Raw genomic sequence first — 18,901 nt, forward strand, 5'->3', positions numbered from 1 at the left:
CCAGAGATTACGTCAACGTGGCAGGCGACGCCGGATTAAGCAGGCAGTGATTTCAGCAGAGCGAAAGCCTCCTTCATCCGGTCTTCACTGACGACAAAGGCGCGTATCTGACCCTCGTTATCCACGCCTCGCGCGACCATGCCCTGCGGGTCGAGGGTGATTTGCCAGTGCAGATCCTGGCGCTGCGTTTCGCCTGCCAGATGCAGCGGCATGTCAGGCGTTTTCACCTTCACCAGCATGGCCGGTAATTTCAGCGGTGCGCTGCCGCCGAGCAGGTTTTTTGCCAGATGCATGGCGCCAAGCTGGATCGGCTGCAGGAAAGGCAGCACCTGACCGTTGATTTCCGCACAGTCCCCCAACGCGTAAATGTCGGGCTGCGTGGTTTGCAGGTAGCTATTCACCTTCACACCACGGTCTGTTTCTGCGCCAGCGCGGTGCGCCAGCGCGGTTTCCGGGCGCAGCCCTGTCGCGGCAATCACCACATCGACCTCCACGCTGCGGTTGCGGTCAAGCGTTGCGCGAATGCCGCCTTCGGTTTTGCTCAGACTCTGCAATTGCGATTTCAGCAGCAGATGCACGCCCATGTCAGTCAGACGGTGCTGTAAGCGACTGCTTACTTCTGCGGGCATCAAGGCCGACAGAATGCTTGCCGCGTGGTCGACCAGAGTGACGGCTTTACCTGCGCGACAGAAATCCATCGCCAGTTCGGTGCCAATCAGACCGCCGCCAACAATCATCACCCGCCTTGCGTCGCAAAGCGTCGTTTCACAGGCCTGGTACGCCTGCTGACTGTTCAGGGTGATCATCAGCTCGCGGCCTTCAACCGGCGGCACGAAAGCAGAGGCTCCCGTCGCCAGCACCAGCTTGTCGTACTGCCAGGTTTTGTCTTTCGCTTTTACCACGTGCGCGGCAGCGTCGATATCGGTGACCCAGGTGTAGGGAAACAGGCGCAGGTTGAACTGCTCCGCGAACTCTCCCGCCGTCTGGCGGGTGAGATCGTCAGCGCGCTGGTTCAGGCTAATCACATGGCTTAGATCAGGCTTGTTGTACTCATTCATGCTGTCGGCGGCGATGACCGTCAGCGGCACGTTTGCATCCTGTTTGCGGATATTTTTCACCAACTGGCGGGCGGCAAAGCCCGAGCCGATGATGACAATGCCATTGCTCATTTTGCCTCCGTTGCCAGTTCGTCAAAGACGTCTTTCCCAAGGGAACATTCCGGGCAGAGGAAGGTGTCCGGCACCTCACTCCACGGCGTACCCGGTGCGACATCCTGCAGCGGCTCGCCCTGTTCCGGATCGTAGATCCACTGGCAGACACTGCACTGCATGCGTGGGCCAGGATCGGCGGTCGCGGCGCAGGCCTCCTGCTGTTCGGTCGGTTTTGCTGCCTGCGGAAGCGGTGCGAGCGCCCACTGACGCGCAATATCGCGGCCGTGCTGACGGCAGATTTCCAGCGCGTCGAGATCAGGCCGCCATTTGGCCTTCAGGCTCATGGACATCTCAAAACCGGCATCCTGCAGGCGGGTAGAAAGACGATCTACCGCACCGCCGCTCCAGCCGTGGGAGCCAAAGGCGCTGGCGCGTTTGTTGCGAAAGCGCAGGCCGGTCATCTCTTCCACCAGGCCGGCTATTTTCGGCATCATCACGTTGTTCATGGTGGAGGTGCCCACCAGCACGCCCTTAGAGCGGAAGACGTTGGTGAGGATCTCGTTTTTATCGCTGCGCGCCACGTTGAAGATTTTCACCGCCACGTTCGGGTCCGCTTCGTTGATGCCCTGGGCAATCGCATCCGCCATCATGCGGGTGTTGTTGGACATGGTGTCGTAGAAAATCGTGATGCGGTCTTCCTGATAATCCGCCGCCCATTTCAGGTACAGCTCAACGATCTGGGTAGGGTTTTCACGCCACACCACGCCGTGGGAGGTGGCAATCATATCCACCGGCAGGTTGAAGCCGAGGATCTCGCTGATTTTTGGCGTCACCAGACGGCTGAACGGGGTCAGGATGTTGGCGTAGTAGCGCTGGCACTGTTCAAACAGCTCGGTCTGATCCACTTCATCGTTAAACATACGTTCGTCGCAGTAGTGCTGACCAAAGGCGTCGTTGCTGAACAGTACCGCATCGCCGGTCAGGTAGGTCATCATGCTGTCCGGCCAGTGCAGCATCGGGGTTTCCACGAAGATCAGCTGTTTGCCGTTACCAATATCCAGCGTGTCGCCGGTTTTCACGGTGTGGAAGTTCCACTCCGGATGGTGATGGTGACCGTTGATGGAGTCGATGGCGTTGGTGGTGCAGTAGATTGGGGTATCCGGAATGTGGGACATCAACTCGGTCAGCGCCCCGGCGTGATCCTCTTCCGCGTGGTTGATGATGATGTAGTCGATATCGTTCAGATCGATTTCGCTGCGCAGGTTCTGCACGAACTCGCGGCTGAATTTGTGATCGACGGTATCGATCAGCACGTTTTTACCTTCTCGGATGAGATAGCTGTTGTAGCTGCTGCCGCGCAGCGTTTTGTATTCCGTCCCGTGGAAATCACGCACTTCCCAGTCACGTTGACCGACCCAATGAATGTTATTTTTAACCAGAATAGACATAGCAACCTCAAATAATACGGCGTGTTAAATAAGATATTTTGTCTATATCAACTTGCGTGCCAACTTTTATTTTATTGATTTTTATGGGTTAAAATTTTTATTCCCCGGAATGGGTAGTCATTATGACTATTGTTAAAGATGTCAATATGACACTATGTACTGTCAAAATGACAGCGAGGCAGATATGAGCTTTTCCGTAGACGTGCTGGCGAAGATCGCCATTGAACTGCAAACCGGTATCGGTCATCAGGATCGTTTTCAGCGGCTGATTTCCACGCTGCGCCACGTGCTGGACTGCGATGCATCGGCGCTGCTGCGCTATGAAGGACGACAGTTTATACCTCTGGCTATCGACGGGCTGGCGCAGGACGTTCTTGGAAGGCGTTTTATCCTGGAAGGCCACCCGCGGCTGGAGACCATCGCCCGGGCAGGTGACGTGGTGCGTTTTCCGGCGGACAGCGATCTGCCCGATCCGTACGACGGCCTTATACCGGGGCAGGAGAGCCTGAAGGTACATGCCTGTATCGGGCTGCCGCTGTTTGCCGGACAAAACCTGATTGGGGCGCTGACCCTTGATGGGATGTCGCCGGACCAGTTCGATACCTTCAGCGACGAAGAGTTGCGCCTGATTGCGGCCCTGGCCGCCGGGGCGCTGAACAATGCTCTGCTGATTGAACAGCTGGAGAGCCAGAATATTCTTCCTGGCAGCCCGGTGGCGTTTGAACAGGTCGCGCATACGGAGATGATTGGCCTCTCGCCAGGCATGGTACAACTCAAAAAAGAGATTGAGATCGTCGCGGCATCCGATTTGAACGTGCTCATCTTCGGTGAGACCGGCACCGGTAAAGAGCTGGTGGCGAAATCCATTCACGAAGCTTCACCGCGTGCGGCCAACCCGCTGGTCTATCTTAACTGCGCTGCACTGCCGGAAAGCGTGGCGGAAAGTGAGCTGTTTGGTCACGTTAAAGGGGCATTTACCGGCGCCATCAGCAACCGCAGCGGTAAGTTTGAAATGGCCGATAACGGCACGCTGTTCCTCGATGAAATAGGCGAGCTTTCGCTGTCGCTGCAGGCCAAGCTGCTGCGCGTATTACAGTACGGTGATATTCAGCGCGTGGGAGACGACCGCAGCTTACGGGTCAACGTGCGCGTGCTGGCGGCAACCAACCGCGACCTGCGCGAAGCGGTGCTTAACGGCAATTTCCGCGCCGATCTGTTCCATCGTCTGAGCGTTTTTCCGCTTACCGTGCCGCCGCTGCGCGAGCGTGGGGACGATGTGGTGCTGCTGGCGGGTTTTTTCTGCGAACAGTGTCGGCTCAAAATGGGCTTGTCGCGCGTGGTATTGAGCCCGGGGGCGCGGAGCCATCTGCTGACCTACGCCTGGCCGGGTAACGTACGCGAGCTGGAGCACGCCATCCATCGCGCGGTGGTGCTGGCGCGGGCGACGCGCTCAGGGGATGAAATCGTGATTCATGCGCGGCATTTTGCGCTGCATGAGGAAAGTGCCCCGCTCGTGAAGCCCGCAACGCCTGAGAGCGTGAACGAGAACCTGCGCGAGGCGACAGAAGAATTTCAGCGCCAGATGATTACCCGCGCGCTGGAGCAGAACAACCGCAGTTGGGCGGCGTGCGCGCGGGCGCTGGAAATGGACGTCGCCAACCTGCACCGGCTGGCGAAGCGTCTGGGACTGAAGGGTTAAATAATGCCTGCCTGGTAGAAATCCTGCAGGTTGATGGCGCCGCACAGGCGGCCAGCGTCATCCACCACCGGTGCGGCGGTGATTTTACGTTTCATCAGCACCTCTTTGGCTTCAATGGCGCGGCTGCTGGCATTCAGCGTTAACCCGCCCGGGGTCATCGCTTCTGACACGCGTGCCTCCAGCTTGCCGCCGCCCACCAGCCAGCGGCGCAGGTCGCCGTCGGTAAAGACGCCTTTCACCTGACGCATATCGTCGCAGACGGCGACCAGTCCCAGCCCGGTGCGGCTCAGTTCCAGCATCGCGTCCATCACGCTGGTGTCGAGTTTGACCTGCGGGATGGCATCGCCGGTACGCATCAGATGATGAACGTTATTCAGCAAGCGGGCGCCGAGTGCCCCGGCAGGGTGTGAACGGGCGAAATCTTCTTCATTGAAACCGCGCGCCTGCATGACCGCCATCGCCAGCGCGTCGCCCATCATCAGGGTGTTGACGGTGCTGGAGGTGGGGGCGAGGTGCATCGGGCAGGCTTCGCGCTCCACGGCAATATCCAGCACCGCTTTGGCCGCCAGTGCCAGCGGCGAGCGGGATTTACCGGTCATGGCCAGCAGGGCGATCGATTTTTCCTGCAGACGCGGGATGATGAGATCCAGCTCTTTGGCTGAGCCGGAGTAAGAAATAAACAGCATCACGTCGCGGCTTTCGATCATCCCCAGATCGCCATGCAGGGCTTCAGCCGGGTGCACGAAGAACGCCGGTGTGCCGGTGCTCGCCAGCGTCGCGGCAATTTTCTTGCCGATGTGGCCGGACTTGCCGATCCCGGAGACAATCACTTTGCCTTTGCACTCAATAATAATATTGGCGGCGCGCACAAAATCTTCACCCAGCCGTTCCGGCAGCCGACTGGCCTCCTGCAGTTCCAGCATCAGGGTCTGACGGCCAGCGTTTAACAGAAAATCACTCATCTTTCTCTCCAGTTACGATTACATCGATGCCTTTCTCTTCCAGCGCTTTTTTGAACGCCGGATCGATCCCTGCGTCGGTAATCAGCTTATCGACGCTTTCAAGGCTACAGACTATGTTGGGGCTTTTACGGCCAAACTTCGAGGAGTCCGCCATTAAAATCACTTCCCGGGCGGCGTTGCACATGGCTTTACTGACGCTGAACACTTCGTTGAAGGTGGTAACACCGGCATTCAGGTCGATGCCGTCGGTACCCATAAACAGTTTGTCAAAGCTGAAGTGCTCGAAGGCATTTTCTGCCAGCTGGCCGTGAAATGACGCTGATTTTTTACGGAAGGTACCGCCAGGCATCAGAATGGTTTGTTCACTGTCAAACTCCGCGAGAGCGTTGACGATATGCAGGCTGTTGGTCATCACCGTGATGTTGTTAAAGCGGCTGAGCAGCGGGATCATCTGCAGGACGGTGCTGCCCGCATCAAGAATAATGGAGTCGCCATCATGGATAAATTTCACGGCGGCTTCGGCAATCAGCGCTTTCTGGTGGGTGTTGATCAGCGTTTTGTGATCGATAGGCGGGTCGGCTTCGTCTTTATTGAGCATCACCCCGCCGTAGGTTCGAATGACTGCGCCAGCGTTTTCGAGCAATACCAGGTCCTTGCGTATTGTTGTGCCGGTGGTGTCAAAGTAGTGGGCCAGCTCCTCTACCGAGCTTTTCCCCTGCTTTTGCAGATGCTCAAGAATGGCCGCCTGCCGCTGACGTGGTTTCATAGGCGCTTCGTTCCTTAGGTTGCGAAATGATAATTTCGCAAGTCTATAGCTTTCACAACGAAATTATCCATGTTTCAGATTAAGCGCTAATGATAGTGCATTCTGACAGAGTGGATCATGGGGAAAGATCACATCAGGCCGCAATTCCTGCAAAGAAATGCCGTTGATTGCCTGGATTTTCACCGGTCGGGCAAAGACGGTCATGCCGCGCATGATCAGGGAATCGCAGACGTTATTGTTTTCATCCAGCGCAACGGCGACAACGACGCGTGGTTTGAAGCGTCCACCGGAACGCCCGACGCCCACGCGACCTTGCTGACACAGAGCGTCAAACGCGCGGTTAAACTGGTGGATTTGCCAGCCGCCAAACGCCAGCTGGCAGATCCAGGCGAGGGCGGCGACGGTGATGAGTGCGGTTACCATATCGGCTCCTTGTTATATTCCCTCTCCCTGTGGGAGAGGGGTAGGGTGAGGGCATCAGCCTGCTCGATCAGAACATCACCTGCCCACCGGTGACGTTAATCGACTGCCCGGTGCAGTAAGAGGCTTTCGGGCTGGCATAGAACAGCAGGATATTCAGCACATCCTGATAGTCGCACCCGCGCTTCAACGGCACTTTGTCGATGTAATACTGCTCCACTTCATCTTCTTTGATGCCAAGCTTGGTGGCGTACTGCGGCAGAAGCGACTGGAACATTGGCGACTTCAGCAGGTTGCCCAGCATCAGCGAGTGAACGGTAATTCCGTATTCGGCCAGATCCAGCGCCAGAGACTGCGTCAGCCCTACGCCGCCAAACTTCGCCGCGCTGTAGCCGGAGTTGTGTTTGCTGCCCACTTTCCCCGATTTGGAGTTGATCTGAATGATGCGCCCCTGAATGCCGTCGCGGATCATCAGACGGGAAAACTCACGGGCGCAGAGGAAGTAGCCTACCAGATTCACCTGCAGGGAGCGGTCAAAATCCCCCAGCTCGACATCGCTGATAAACGCCGCTTTGGCAATCCCGGCACTATAGACCAGCAGGTCGGTACGGCCAAAAATCTCGTCTACCCCGCGGGCCAGCGCCATGACGCTCTGCTCGCTGGTGGCATCGGCACCAAACCCGTATGCCATTCCTTCACCAAATTCGGTGTTGATGGTATCCGCCACGCGGGCGGCTTTTTCACTCTGAATATCCACTACCGCCACGCGGTAACCTTCTGCGGCAAGCCCACGGCAGAGAAACTCTCCTAAGGTTTGTCCTCCACCAATGACAACGGCAACCTGACTCATAACGCTCTCCTTAAATTACGCAACAAATTTTAATGTGCAGCCTGGGGTAACAGCCTGCGGAACCGGGCCATCCACGTGAACCGTGCCGGGATATTCCGCCTGCGCCTGGCCATCGAACCGCAGGGTGATGTGGCCCAGCTCGCGCAGATTTTGCTCGGCCACGTCGCCCACTGCGGTGACGGCATAGCGGGTATCACCCAGCTCCAGCTGGCTTCCCGCTTTCAACTCTCCGTGCAGTTCGCCGTGACAGTGGATAAAGCAAAACTCTTCGATATCTGCCGGTGCACCTTCGCGGAAAGTGATCAGCATCTGGTCGCTGAGCGCATCGGCCGCGCTCTGGCCGATGCGGGTAATGGTGGTCTGATAAATCACGGTCATTGCAGGCACCTCTTATTGATAAATAAAGCCGGAAACAAACCAGGCAATCAGCACGGTTGGCGCGCCGGTCAGGAAACGGCTGACCAGCACAGACGGGACACCCACGCGCACGGTGTCCTGACGCGCTTCGGCAAGTGACAAGCCAACGGGAATGAAGTCGCATGCTGCCTGGGCGTTAATGGCAAACAGCGCAGGCAGGGCCAGATGCGGAGGAATGTTACCCAGACCAATCTGTACGCCAATCAGCACGCCGATGACCTGAGCAATCACCGCCCCCGGGCCGAGGAACGGCGACAGCAGCGGGAAGGAGCAGATCAGCGCCAGCGTCACCAGACCGAGCGGGTGGCTGGCGAGCGGGGCAAGGCCGTGGGCGATCCAGTCTCCCAGACCGGACGCCATGATGATGCCGATTAACGCGGAGACGAAGGCCATAAACGGCAGGATGGTTTTCAGCACCGTGTCGATGGTGTCGCGCCCGGACTGGAACAGTACCGCCACGGCGGAGCCCATTCCCATGCCGACCTTCGCCAGCAGGCCGTCGCTCTGCTCGGTGATCTTCTTACTGGTGTCGTAGTCGCGCGGTGCGGTTTTTTGCGGGGCGGAAGTCCCCTTCACCAGCGTGATGTTCTCCTCCTTCACGCCTGACACATAAATGTCTTCAAGGATGTACTGCGCCAGCGGGCCTGATTTCCCGGTGGAGTGAATGTTCACCGTCGGAATGCGACGCTTCGGATAGATACCGCAGCGCAGCGTGCCGCCACAGTCGATGACCGCCACGCCGATTTCTGCCTCCGGAGGTTCGCCTTCTTTGAAGCCGTCCACCGCTTCCCAGCCGGTCAGATCGCGTAGCTTGTCGACAATCGCCGGACGTGTGCCTGCGGTGATATAGACGATTTTTTTGCCTTCGGTGGCGTCGAACTCCAGCGGGCCGCCCCAGCCGCCCGTGCCTTTCTCAATGCGGATCCGGCTCATGCTGTGGCTCCTGACAGGTGAACGTTTTGCTCAAGCTGGATGCCCATTTTTTTCTCGAAAATGGTGGTGGTGAGATCGGTCACCCAGCCACGGAAGAAATTGGTGACCAGGCCGACCAGCAGATAGCTCACCGCCAGGGGGCCAAGCGGCAGGCCAAGCGTGGTCAGGCCGCTGGCAATACCGAGATAAACAAACAGCTCACCCGGGTTGATATGGGGGAACAGGCCGTTCATGGAGTGGCAGCTATATGAGGCAGCGGCGTAGTAACTCGGTTTGTACTTTTCTGGCATAAAGCGGCCGAGGCTTAAGGTCATGGGGTTACAGAAAACGAAGGTACCAATGCAGGGCAACAGCAGGTAACGGGATAACGGGTTCCCGGCACAGCGTTGGGCGAAGCGTTCAATGCGTTGCTGGCCGATAAAGTTAATCAGCGCATTCATGATCACCAGCAGGCTGATCAGCAGCGGCAGGATCCCGGTCACCATACCGGTGAAGACCTCTCCGCCTTTCTGAAACAGCCCGATGAACCACTCGGCGCCGTGGGTGATGGTTTCTATCATTCTTCTCTCCTGTGGGGCTTTTTTGTTTTGTATTACCTGGACTAATAATAATCACTTTGAAAGGTTTTAAAGTGTTAATCAGATCTCACAATGAAAGAAAAATGGATTATTTTGAAAGTTAATGGGTGAGGGAGGCGCATTTTGGTTGAAAAAAGCGCAGATTTGCGTTGAGGAGCGTAAAGATTTGGTGGGGAAGGCGCGTACCGCTTCCTTGAGGTGTTGCGGATGCTTTACCATACTGGGTTCTTATCGAACCCGTTAAATGGATGTCCCATGTTCAAGCGTCGTTATGCAGCGTTGTTACCTGCGCTTATTCTGCTGTCCGCCTGTAGTAGTAAACCCAAGACTGAAGCCGCTGTGCAGACGGCTGGCGCGCCTTCCGGAGGATTCCTGCTGGAGCCGCAGCACAATATGATGCAGATGGGTGGCGACTTCGCGAATAACCCGGCGGCCGAACAGTTCATCGATAAAATGGTGAGCAAACACGGCTTTGACAGACAGCAATTGCATGAAATTTTGTCGCAGGCGAAACGTCTGGACTACGTGCTGCGCCTGATGGACAGGCAGGCACCGACAGCGCAAGTGCCAACCGGGCCAAACGGTGCGTGGTTGCGCTATCGCAAACAGTTTATTACCCCGGACAACGTGCAAAATGGCGTGGTGTTCTGGAATCAGTATGAAGATGCCCTCAATCGCGCATGGCAAGTCTACGGCGTGCCACCTGAAATCATCGTCGGCATTATCGGTGTGGAAACCCGCTGGGGTCGCGTGATGGGCAAAACCCGCATTCTCGATGCGCTGGCCACGCTCTCGTTTAACTACCCGCGTCGTGCCGAATACTTCTCTTCCGAGCTGGAAACCTTCCTGCTGATGGCGCGTAACGAGCAGGATGACCCGCTCGATCTGAAAGGCTCGTTTGCCGGTGCGATGGGCTATGGTCAGTTCATGCCGTCTTCCTACAAGCAGTATGCCGTCGACTTTAACGGAGACGGACACATCAATCTGTGGGATCCGGTGGATGCCATCGGCAGCGTGGCGAACTACTTCAAGGCACACGGCTGGACGCCGGGTGGGCAGGTAGCCGTACAGGCCAATGGCGAGGCGTTTGGTCTGGAAAACGGCTTTAAAACCAAATACAGCGTTGCGCAGCTGACGGCGGCAGGTTTAACGCCAACGCAGCCGCTGGGTAATGTCGATCAGGTGAGCCTGCTGCGTCTGGATGTGGGAACCGGTTATCAGTACTGGTACGGCATGCCGAACTTCTACACCATCACCCGCTATAACCACAGCACGCACTATGCGATGGCGGTGTGGCAGTTGGGTCTGGCGGTATCGCAGGCGCGTGTCCCTGCGGCGTCACCGTTTAGTCAGTAAGTCGCTTTATTCCTCCCTCTCCCTGTGGGCTGAGGGTTCCCCACAAAATAATGCCTGCACGGAGGACTCCCTCTCCCTTGAGGGAGAGGGCTGGGGTGAGGGGGAACATATGGCTGTAGAGGTCATTCCGTTCACTTTATGTTCCTTGCTACTCTGTAACAACATGACCCGTGAACGTGCCAGGGTGGCTCAGTCGCCACCACCCTGGCAACCCGGGCTCCCGGCGGTAAATCGCCGCTTCGCGGTGCCCTCGGCTTATTCCTTCCGGCTTATCGGGGACGGGCGGAGGTAACGTCCCTGTAAAGCCGCCCTCTCGGCGCATCCATGCGCCTCGCCCCGGCCTGCAGGAAACGCCTCAGCGATTTACAGCCGGACCAGGGTGTCGCTGTAATTCATTCATTTTCCTGAAACAACATTCGTCGCTTTCGGTAAAAAATTACTGGGGATCCCTCAGCCCTGTGGGAGAGGGTTGGGGTGAGGGCCCCTCGCAGAAACATTTCGCCACACTCACTTTGCAAACGCGCCATTTACAACTCAATCGCCTTTCATTATTGTTACGTTATAACATTTAATGCGGTGTCAAAATGTCAACGTCCCTTTTCTCTTTGTCTGCGGCAGCTAGGTTTCTGCTGGCGCTGGTCATTATCGTGTTTATCGGGCTGGCCGTGCGCTGGGCGGTGGCATTGCCATGATCGTCATGGATGAACTGATTGCGGGTTACGACCGTGTCCCCGTCACGCGTGCGATATCCGGCGTGATTGAACGCGGAAGCATGACCGCCATTATCGGGGCCAACGGATGCGGAAAATCCACGCTGCTGAAAACGCTCGCCGGATTTATTCCGCCGGTGAGCGGCCGTTTTCACTGGCAGGGGAAACGGCCGGTCATTGGCTGGCTGGCGCAGCGTCACGCACTGGAGGCGCAATTTCCGCTGACGGTGCAGGATGTGGTGAGCATGGGCTGCTGGCCGCGTGTGTCGCTCTTTTCCGGCTTTCGTCGTGAAACACGCTCGCGCATTGCCAGCGCGCTGGAGCGTGTCGGGCTGGACGCCATGGCGTTATCTACCATCGATGCACTCTCCGGCGGCCAGTTTCAGCGCATGCTGTTTGCCCGGATCCTGGTGCAACAGGCGCCGCTGGTCATGCTTGATGAGCCCTTTACCGGCGTCGATGAAGCCACCTGTAACGTGTTGATGGATCTGATGCTTGAGATGTACATGCAGGGCCAAACCCTGCTCGCGGTATTGCATGACAGCGAGCGCGTATCGCGTCATTTTCCGCAAACCCTGCGGCTGGATACGGCTATTCCCCACTGGAAAACCGAGCGGGTGAGGGTGGCATGATCTGGCATCTCTTCTTTCAGCCGTTTATCGAATACGGCTTTATGCGTCGCGCGCTGGTGGTGTGCCTGGCGCTGTCCGTCAGCACCACGGCACTGGGCGTTTTCCTGCAACTGCGCCGGATGAGCCTGATGGGCGATGCCCTTTCACATGCCATTTTACCCGGCGTTGCGGTGGGCTACCTGCTGAGCGGTATGTCACTGCTGGCAATGAGCATTGGCGGGTTTATCGCCGGGATCGCCGTGGCGCTGGTGGCGGGGTTGGTCAGTCGCCGTACGCCGCTCAAAGAGGATGCCAGTTTTGCCGGATTCTATCTCGGCTCGCTGGCGCTGGGCGTGACGCTGGTGTCGCTGCGCGGTTCGAACGTCGATCTGCTGCACCTGCTGTTTGGTTCCATTCTGGCGGTGGATAACGACGCCGCGCTGTTTGTGGCTGGCGTGTGCATCTTCACGCTGGTGACGCTGGCAGTTTTCTATCGTGGGCTGGTGACCGAGGCGTTCGATACCGCCTGGCTACAGGTTAACGCCCGCTGGCTGCCCGGCCTGTTGCACGGACTGTTTCTGGCGCTGCTGGTGCTTAACCTGGTGGCCGGATTTCAGGTTCTCGGCACGCTGATGGCCGTCGGGCTGATGATGTTGCCGGCGGTGGCGGCACGCTGCTGGGTGCGCACCCTTCCGGGGTTGCTCTGCCTGGCGGGCATCAGCGGCGTTTTTTGTGCATGGCTGGGGTTAAGCCTCTCCTGGGCGGTGAGTTTACCCGCCGGGCCGTCCATCGTGCTGACCGCCAGCGTGCTGTTCTTTATTTCGGTTTTATTTGGCACACGAAGCCACCTGGCTGGCAGCCTGCGTGCGCTTTTTTAACGCAAGGGGAAATGATGAAACGTACAGGGTTAATAATGGCGCTCGCGCTCGGGATGATGTCACAGGGCGTGATGGCAAAAACGCTTAATGTGGTGACCAGTTTTTCCATTCTGGGAGACATCACCCGGGAGGTGGGGGGCGATCGGGTCAACGTGACTACGCTGGTGGGTCCGGATGGTGACCCGCACACCTTCGAACCGTCGCCGAAAGACAGCGCGGCGCTCAGCAAGGCCGATGTGGTGGTGGTGAACGGACTGGGGCTGGAGGGCTGGCTCGACCGGCTGGTGAAGGCTTCCGGATTTAAAGGCCAACTGGTGGTGGCCTCAACCGGGGTGAAAACCCATACCCTGGAAGAAGACGGTAAAACCGTGACCGATCCGCATGCCTGGAACAGCGCGGCGAACGGGGCGCTTTATGCACAAAATATTCTGAACGGGCTGGTAAAAGCCGATCCTGAAGATAAGGCGGCGCTGGAGGCGACAGGTAAACCTTATATTGCGCAACTGACTCAACTGGACAACTGGGCCAAAACGCAATTCAGCCAGATCCCGCAGGCAAAACGTAAAGTGCTCACCAGCCATGACGCCTTCGGCTATTTCAGCCGCGCCTATGGCGTGACCTTTATTGCGCCGCAGGGCTTGTCGTCAGAGAGCGAAGCCAGCGCGGCGCAGGTGGCTGAGATTATCAATCAGATAAAAGCGGACGGAGTGAAAACCTGGTTTATGGAAAACCAGCTCGACCCACGCCTGGTTAAACAAATTGCCACGTCCACCGGTGCGCAGTCGGGGGGCGAACTTTACCCGGAGGCGCTGTCGGCCAAAGGCGGCGTGGCGGATACTTACGTGAAGGCGTTTCGCCATAACGTGAATACCCTCGCCAGGAGCATGAAGTAACCTTCTTCTCAGCCGGTGCCTTCGCATCGGCTTTTTTCTGAAGCCCCCTCGTAAAACATGATCCTCATCTCCATATCTGACGAGAAAGTGCTATCTTGTGCTGCACGTTTTTCTGATGCCCGGAGCGAGAATGACTGACCATGAATTGATGCAGCTTAGCGAAGTCGTAGGACTGGCGCTTAAGCAACGTGGCGCGACTATCACGACTGCCGAATCCTGTACCGGTGGCTGGGTTGCTAAAGCGATTACCGATATTGCAGGCAGTTCCGCCTGGTTTGAACGCGGCTTTGTGACCTACAGTAACGAAGCTAAAGCGCAAATGATTGGCGTGCACGAATCCACACTTGAACAGCATGGTGCGGTCAGCGAGCCGGTGGTGATTGAGATGGCAATTGGTGCGCTAAAAGCGGCGCGTGCGGATTATGCCATTTCTATTAGCGGTATCGCGGGCCCGGACGGCGGCAGTGACGTGAAGCCTGTCGGCACCGTCTGGTTTGGTTTTGCCACCTCTAAAGGTGAGGGGATCACTCGCCGGGAGTGCTTTAGCGGCGATCGTGAAAGCGTGCGTCGTCAGGCCACCGTTTATGCGTTAAAAACGCTCTGGCAACAATTTCTACAAAACACTTGATACTGTATGACCATACAGTATAATTGCACCAACAGAACAGAAATCCACGGTGAAGCACAGTCGCTTCTCCCGGCATGACAGGAGTAATAATGGCTATCGACGAAAACAAACAGAAAGCGTTGGCGGCAGCACTGGGCCAGATCGAAAAGCAATTCGGTAAAGGCTCCATCATGCGCCTGGGGGAAGACCGTACCATGGATGTGGAAACGATCTCCACCGGTTCGCTTTCTCTGGATATCGCGCTGGGCGCGGGCGGTCTGCCAATGGGCCGTATCGTAGAGATCTACGGGCCAGAATCCTCCGGTAAAACCACCCTGACGCTGCAGGTGATTGCCGCGGCGCAGCGCGAAGGTAAAACCTGTGCCTTTATCGATGCCGAGCACGCGCTGGACCCTGTTTATGCTCGTAAGCTGGGCGTGGATATCGATAACCTGCTGTGTTCTCAGCCAGACACGGGTGAGCAGGCGCTGGAGATTTGTGACGCGCTGGCGCGTTCCGGTGCGGTCGACGTTATCGTGGTCGACTCCGTTGCTGCGCTGACGCCAAAAGCGGAAATCGAAGGCGAAATCGGCGACTCTCACATGGGCCTCGCGGCACGTATGATGAGCCAGGCAATGCGTAAGCTGGCCGGTAACCTGAAGCAGTCCAACACGCTGCTGATCTTCATCAACCAGATCCGTATGAAAATTGGCGTGATGTTCGGTAACCCGGAAACCACCACCGGTGGTAACGCGCTGAAATTCTATGCTTCTGTCCGTCTGGATATCCGCCGTATCGGGGCGGTGAAAGAGGGTGAGAACGTGGTGGGGAGTGAAACCCGCGTGAAGGTCGTGAAGAACAAGATCGCCGCGCCGTTCAAACAGGCTGAATTCCAGATCCTCTACGGTGAAGGTATCAACTTCTTCGGCGAACTGGTTGACCTGGGCGTGAAAGAGAAGCTGATCGAAAAAGCAGGCGCATGGTACAGCTACAACGGCGACAAAATTGGTCAGGGTAAAGCGAATGCGATCTCCTGGCTGAAAGAGAACCCGGCTGCAGCGAAAGAGATCGAGAAGAAAGTGCGTGAGCTTCTGCTGAACAACCAGGACTCTAAACCTGATTTCGTGGTTGATGGTGCGGATGCTGAAGAAACTAACGAAGACTTTTAAGGCTTTCGTTTAAAAATGAAGGGCTGCTGATGCGGCCCTTTTTGCATTTCTGAACCAGCAGGTTTTTTATGAGTGAATCCACAACGCGTCGACCCGCTTATGCGCGATTACTGGACCGCGCGGTGCGGATCCTTGCCGTGCGTGACCACAGTGAACAAGAGCTGCGGCGTAAACTGTCGGCCCCGGTGATGGGTAAAAATGGGCCGGAAGAGATTGATGCCACCGCGGAAGATTATGACCGGGTGATTGCCTGGTGCTATGAGCATCACTATCTGGATGATGACCGTTTTGCTTCCCGGTTCCTGGCCAGCCGTGGCCGTAAGGGATACGGTCCGGCGCGTATCCGTCAGGAGTTGAACCAGAAGGGCGTTGCCCGTGAGTCCATTGAAAAAGCGATGCGCGACTGTGACACGGACTGGTGTGCGCTGGCAAAAGAGCAGGCGATTCGTAAATACGGTGAACCGCTGCCGCGTGAATTTTCAGAAAAAGTCAAAATCCAGCGCTTTTTGCTCTACCGCGGCTTTCTGATGGAAGATATTCAGGATATCTGGCGTAATTTTGCCGATTGAACGCATGCGGGATTTTACTTCCCACCAAAGAAAACTTATCTTATTCCCACTTTTTCCAGTAGCAGGTCTGTCCAGGGGTTTACCGATACCGGCTTGCTACGACATTTCGTTAGCTTGATTTCAGGATAATTATGAGCAAGAGCACCGCTGAGATCCGTCAGGCGTTTCTCGATTTTTTCCATAGTAAGGGACACCAGGTTGTTGCCAGCAGCTCCCTGGTACCGAACAACGACCCAACTCTGCTGTTTACCAACGCCGGGATGAACCAGTTCAAGGATGTGTTCCTTGGTCTCGACAAGCGTAATTATTCCCGCGCCACAACCTCACAGCGTTGCGTGCGTGCGGGCGGTAAACACAACGACCTGGAAAACGTCGGTTACACCGCGCGCCACCATACCTTCTTCGAAATGCTGGGTAACTTCAGCTTCGGTGACTATTTCAAACACGATGCGATTCAATACGCGTGGGAACTGCTGACCGGTGAAAACTGGTTCAACCTGCCGAAAGAGCGTCTGTGGGTTACCGTCTATGAAACCGATGACGAAGCCTACGAAATCTGGGAAAAAGAAGTCGGTATCCCGCGCGAACGTATTATTCGCATCGGTGATAACAAAGGCGCACCTTACGCGTCTGACAACTTCTGGCAGATGGGTGACACCGGCCCTTGCGGTCCGTGCACCGAGATCTTCTACGATCACGGCGACCACATCTGGGGTGGCCCTCCAGGCAGCCCGGAAGAAGACGGCGATCGCTACATTGAGATCTGGAACATCGTCTTCATGCAGTTCAACCGTCAGGCCGACGGCACCATGGAGCCGCTGCCGAAGCCGTCCGTGGATACCGGTATGGGCCTGGAGCGTATTGCGGCTGTGCTGCAGCATGTTAACTCCAACTACGAAATTGATCTGTTCAGCACCCTGATCAAAGCCGTTGCAGAAGTGACCGGCGCGACCGATCTGAACAACAAATCACTGCGCGTAATCGCAGACCATATCCGTTCCTGTGCGTTCCTGATTGCGGACGGCGTTATTCCGTCGAATGAAAACCGTGGCTATGTGCTGCGTCGTATCATTCGTCGTGCTATCCGTCACGGCAACATGCTGGGCGCGAAGGACACCTTCTTCTATAAGCTCGTTGGGCCACTGATTGGCGTAATGGGTTCTGCAGGTGACGAGCTGAAACGCCAGCAGGCGCAGGTTGAGCAAGTTCTGAAGACTGAAGAAGAGCAGTTTGCACGTACACTGGAGCGCGGTCTGGCGCTGCTGGATGAAGAACTCGCTAAGCTTAAGGGCGACACGCTGGATGGCGAAACCGCCTTCCGCCTGTACGACACTTACGGCTTCCCGGTTGACCTGACGGCGGACGTTTGCCGAGAGCGCAACATCAAAGTGGACGAAGCGGGCTTTGAAGCGGCGATGGAAGAGCAGCGTCGTCGTGCGCGTGAGTCCAGCGGTTTTGGCGCAGACTACAACGCGATGATCCGCGTGGACAGCGCGTCTGAATTCAAAGGCTATGAAGCACTGGAACTGACCGGCAAAGTGACCGCCCTGTTTGTTGACGGCAAAGCCGTGGAGAGCATCAGCGCAGGTCAGGATGCGGTTGTCATTCTGGATAAAACCCCGTTCTATGCGGAATCCGGTGGTCAGGTTGGCGATAAAGGCGAACTGAAAGGCAACGGTTTCAGCTTCAGCGTGAGCGACACCCAGAAATACGGCCAGGCGATTGGTCATCTGGGTAAACTGGTTTCAGGCTCCCTGAAAGTGGGCGAGGGCGTTCAGGCTAATGTCGACGAAGCGCGTCGTGCACGCATCCGTCTGAACCACTCGGCAACGCACCTGATGCACGCTGCACTGCGTGAGGTTCTGGGAACGCATGTTGCACAGAAAGGTTCTCTGGTTAACGACAAAGTGCTGCGTTTCGACTTCTCGCATTTTGAAGCGATGAAACCGTCTGAAATCCGTGCGGTGGAAGATCTGGTGAACGCGCAAATCCGCCGTAACCTGCCAATCGAAACCCACATTATGGATCTCGACGCGGCGAAGAAAAAAGGTGCGATGGCCCTGTTTGGTGAGAAATATGACGACCGTGTTCGCGTATTGAGCATGGGCGACTTCTCTACCGAGCTCTGCGGTGGTACTCACGCATCACGTACCGGTGATATTGGTCTGTTCCGCATCGTTTCCGAATCCGGGACGGCGGCAGGGGTACGTCGTATTGAAGCGGTGACCGGTGAAGGCGCGATTGCCAGCCTGCATGCGCAGAGCGACCAGTTGCACGACATTGCGCAGCTGTTGAAAGGCGATACCCAGAACCTGGGCGAGAAAGTGCGTGTTGCGCTGGATCGCACCCGCCAGCTGGAAAAAGAGCTGCAGCAGCTCAAAGAGCAGGCTGCGGCGCAGGAGAGTGCAAACCTCTCCAGCAAGGCTGTAGACATTAAGGGCGTTAAACTGCTTGTCAGCGATCTGGCAGGTGTTGAGCCTAAGATGCTGCGTACCATGGTCGACGATCTGAAGAACCAGCTTGGTTCGACAGTTATTGTGCTGGCAACGGTGGCAGAAGGTAAGGTTTCTCTGATTGCGGGCGTCTCTAAGGATGTGACCGACCGCGTTAAAGCAGGGGAATTGATTGGTATGGTCGCCCAGCAGGTGGGTGGCAAAGGTGGCGGTCGTCCGGACATGGCGCAAGCCGGTGGTACGGATGCGGCGGCACTTCCTGCGGCATTGGCCAGCGTTGAAAGCTGGGTAAGCGCGAAACTGTAATAACTACAAAGCACAAACAGACGCCATAGCGGTAACGTTATGGCGTCTTGTTCACTGCACTATCGATAACGATAAAGTCAGGTTGAGTTTGTGTATATCGGCTAAACTTACGTTTAACAGAATGT

The 18,901-nt window shown here is 56.6% G+C and carries 18 protein-coding genes; 9 read left to right on the plus strand and 9 right to left on the minus strand.

Annotated elements, in window-relative coordinates; translation table 11 throughout:
- Positions 1–35: 35 nt before the first annotated feature.
- The gene (norW, locus tag NQ842_RS06175) at positions 36–1,169 is read right to left on the minus strand and encodes an NADH:flavorubredoxin reductase NorW (protein WP_096927742.1); all 1,134 of its coding nucleotides are present in this window, start codon (positions 1,167–1,169) and stop codon (positions 36–38) included.
- The gene (norV, locus tag NQ842_RS06180; protein WP_257256629.1) at positions 1,166–2,599 is read right to left on the minus strand and encodes an anaerobic nitric oxide reductase flavorubredoxin; all 1,434 of its coding nucleotides are present in this window, start codon (positions 2,597–2,599) and stop codon (positions 1,166–1,168) included. The genes norW and norV overlap by 4 nt, the downstream gene beginning before the upstream one ends.
- Positions 2,600–2,783: 184 nt before the next feature.
- On the opposite strand from norV, the gene norR reads away from it, so the two are divergent.
- Positions 2,784–4,298 (plus strand): nitric oxide reductase transcriptional regulator NorR, encoded by a 1,515-nt coding sequence (norR, locus tag NQ842_RS06185; protein WP_257256630.1) that lies wholly within the window; start codon positions 2,784–2,786, stop codon positions 4,296–4,298.
- Here norR and gutQ read toward each other — a convergent pair.
- The 7 genes from gutQ to srlA form a co-directional block, all read right to left on the minus strand.
- On the minus strand, positions 4,295–5,260 hold the full coding sequence (gutQ, locus tag NQ842_RS06190; protein ID WP_083020744.1) for an arabinose-5-phosphate isomerase GutQ: 966 nt from the start codon (positions 5,258–5,260) through the stop codon (positions 4,295–4,297). The two genes, norR and gutQ, sit on opposite strands and share 4 nt — an antisense overlap.
- On the minus strand, positions 5,253–6,026 hold the full coding sequence (locus NQ842_RS06195) for a DNA-binding transcriptional repressor (protein ID WP_257256631.1): 774 nt from the start codon (positions 6,024–6,026) through the stop codon (positions 5,253–5,255). The genes gutQ and NQ842_RS06195 overlap by 8 nt, the downstream gene beginning before the upstream one ends.
- 63 nt (positions 6,027–6,089) lie before the next feature.
- A complete protein-coding gene (gutM, locus tag NQ842_RS06200) occupies positions 6,090–6,449 on the minus strand; it encodes a transcriptional regulator GutM (RefSeq protein WP_014833033.1) in 360 nt (119 codons plus the stop codon).
- Between the two features lie 67 nt (positions 6,450–6,516).
- A complete protein-coding gene (gene srlD, locus NQ842_RS06205; RefSeq protein ID WP_014833032.1) occupies positions 6,517–7,296 on the minus strand; it encodes a sorbitol-6-phosphate dehydrogenase in 780 nt (259 codons plus the stop codon).
- A 15-nt stretch (positions 7,297–7,311) separates the two neighbouring features.
- Positions 7,312–7,674, minus strand: coding sequence for a PTS glucitol/sorbitol transporter subunit IIA (gene srlB, locus NQ842_RS06210; RefSeq protein WP_014833031.1), 363 nt, complete (start codon positions 7,672–7,674; stop codon positions 7,312–7,314).
- A gap of 12 nt (positions 7,675–7,686) precedes the next feature.
- Complete coding sequence (locus NQ842_RS06215; RefSeq protein WP_014833030.1) at positions 7,687–8,646, minus strand: PTS glucitol/sorbitol transporter subunit IIB; 960 nt, start codon at positions 8,644–8,646, stop codon at positions 7,687–7,689.
- The gene (srlA, locus tag NQ842_RS06220) at positions 8,643–9,206 is read right to left on the minus strand and encodes a PTS glucitol/sorbitol transporter subunit IIC (protein ID WP_014833029.1); all 564 of its coding nucleotides are present in this window, start codon (positions 9,204–9,206) and stop codon (positions 8,643–8,645) included. Before srlA ends, NQ842_RS06215 begins: the two co-directional genes overlap by 4 nt.
- Positions 9,207–9,479: 273 nt before the next feature.
- On the opposite strand from srlA, the gene mltB reads away from it, so the two are divergent.
- The 8 genes from mltB (at position 9,480) to alaS (ending at position 18,776) form a co-directional block, all read left to right on the plus strand.
- Positions 9,480–10,580, plus strand: coding sequence for a lytic murein transglycosylase B (mltB, locus tag NQ842_RS06225; RefSeq protein ID WP_014833028.1), 1,101 nt, complete (start codon positions 9,480–9,482; stop codon positions 10,578–10,580).
- 688 nt (positions 10,581–11,268) lie between these two features.
- Entirely contained in the window at positions 11,269–11,922 is a 654-nt protein-coding gene (locus NQ842_RS06230) for a metal ABC transporter ATP-binding protein (RefSeq protein WP_219280128.1), read from the plus strand.
- The gene (locus NQ842_RS06235) at positions 11,919–12,779 is read left to right on the plus strand and encodes a metal ABC transporter permease (protein WP_046889282.1); all 861 of its coding nucleotides are present in this window, start codon (positions 11,919–11,921) and stop codon (positions 12,777–12,779) included. Before NQ842_RS06230 ends, NQ842_RS06235 begins: the two co-directional genes overlap by 4 nt.
- Positions 12,780–12,793: 14 nt before the next feature.
- Positions 12,794–13,672, plus strand: coding sequence for a metal ABC transporter substrate-binding protein (locus NQ842_RS06240; RefSeq protein WP_219280192.1), 879 nt, complete (start codon positions 12,794–12,796; stop codon positions 13,670–13,672).
- 130 nt (positions 13,673–13,802) lie between these two features.
- Positions 13,803–14,300, plus strand: coding sequence for a nicotinamide-nucleotide amidase (pncC, locus tag NQ842_RS06245; protein ID WP_013098439.1), 498 nt, complete (start codon positions 13,803–13,805; stop codon positions 14,298–14,300).
- A gap of 89 nt (positions 14,301–14,389) precedes the next feature.
- Entirely contained in the window at positions 14,390–15,448 is a 1,059-nt protein-coding gene (gene recA, locus NQ842_RS06250) for a recombinase RecA (RefSeq protein ID WP_013098438.1), read from the plus strand.
- A gap of 68 nt (positions 15,449–15,516) precedes the next feature.
- Entirely contained in the window at positions 15,517–16,017 is a 501-nt protein-coding gene (gene recX, locus NQ842_RS06255) for a recombination regulator RecX (RefSeq protein ID WP_046889280.1), read from the plus strand.
- A gap of 131 nt (positions 16,018–16,148) precedes the next feature.
- Positions 16,149–18,776, plus strand: coding sequence for an alanine--tRNA ligase (gene alaS / locus NQ842_RS06260; protein ID WP_047361465.1), 2,628 nt, complete (start codon positions 16,149–16,151; stop codon positions 18,774–18,776).
- The last annotated feature ends 125 nt before the right edge of the window (positions 18,777–18,901 follow it).

This window comes from Enterobacter cloacae complex sp. R_G8 (assembly GCF_024599795.1).
Classification (GTDB): domain Bacteria; phylum Pseudomonadota; class Gammaproteobacteria; order Enterobacterales; family Enterobacteriaceae; genus Enterobacter; species Enterobacter dissolvens.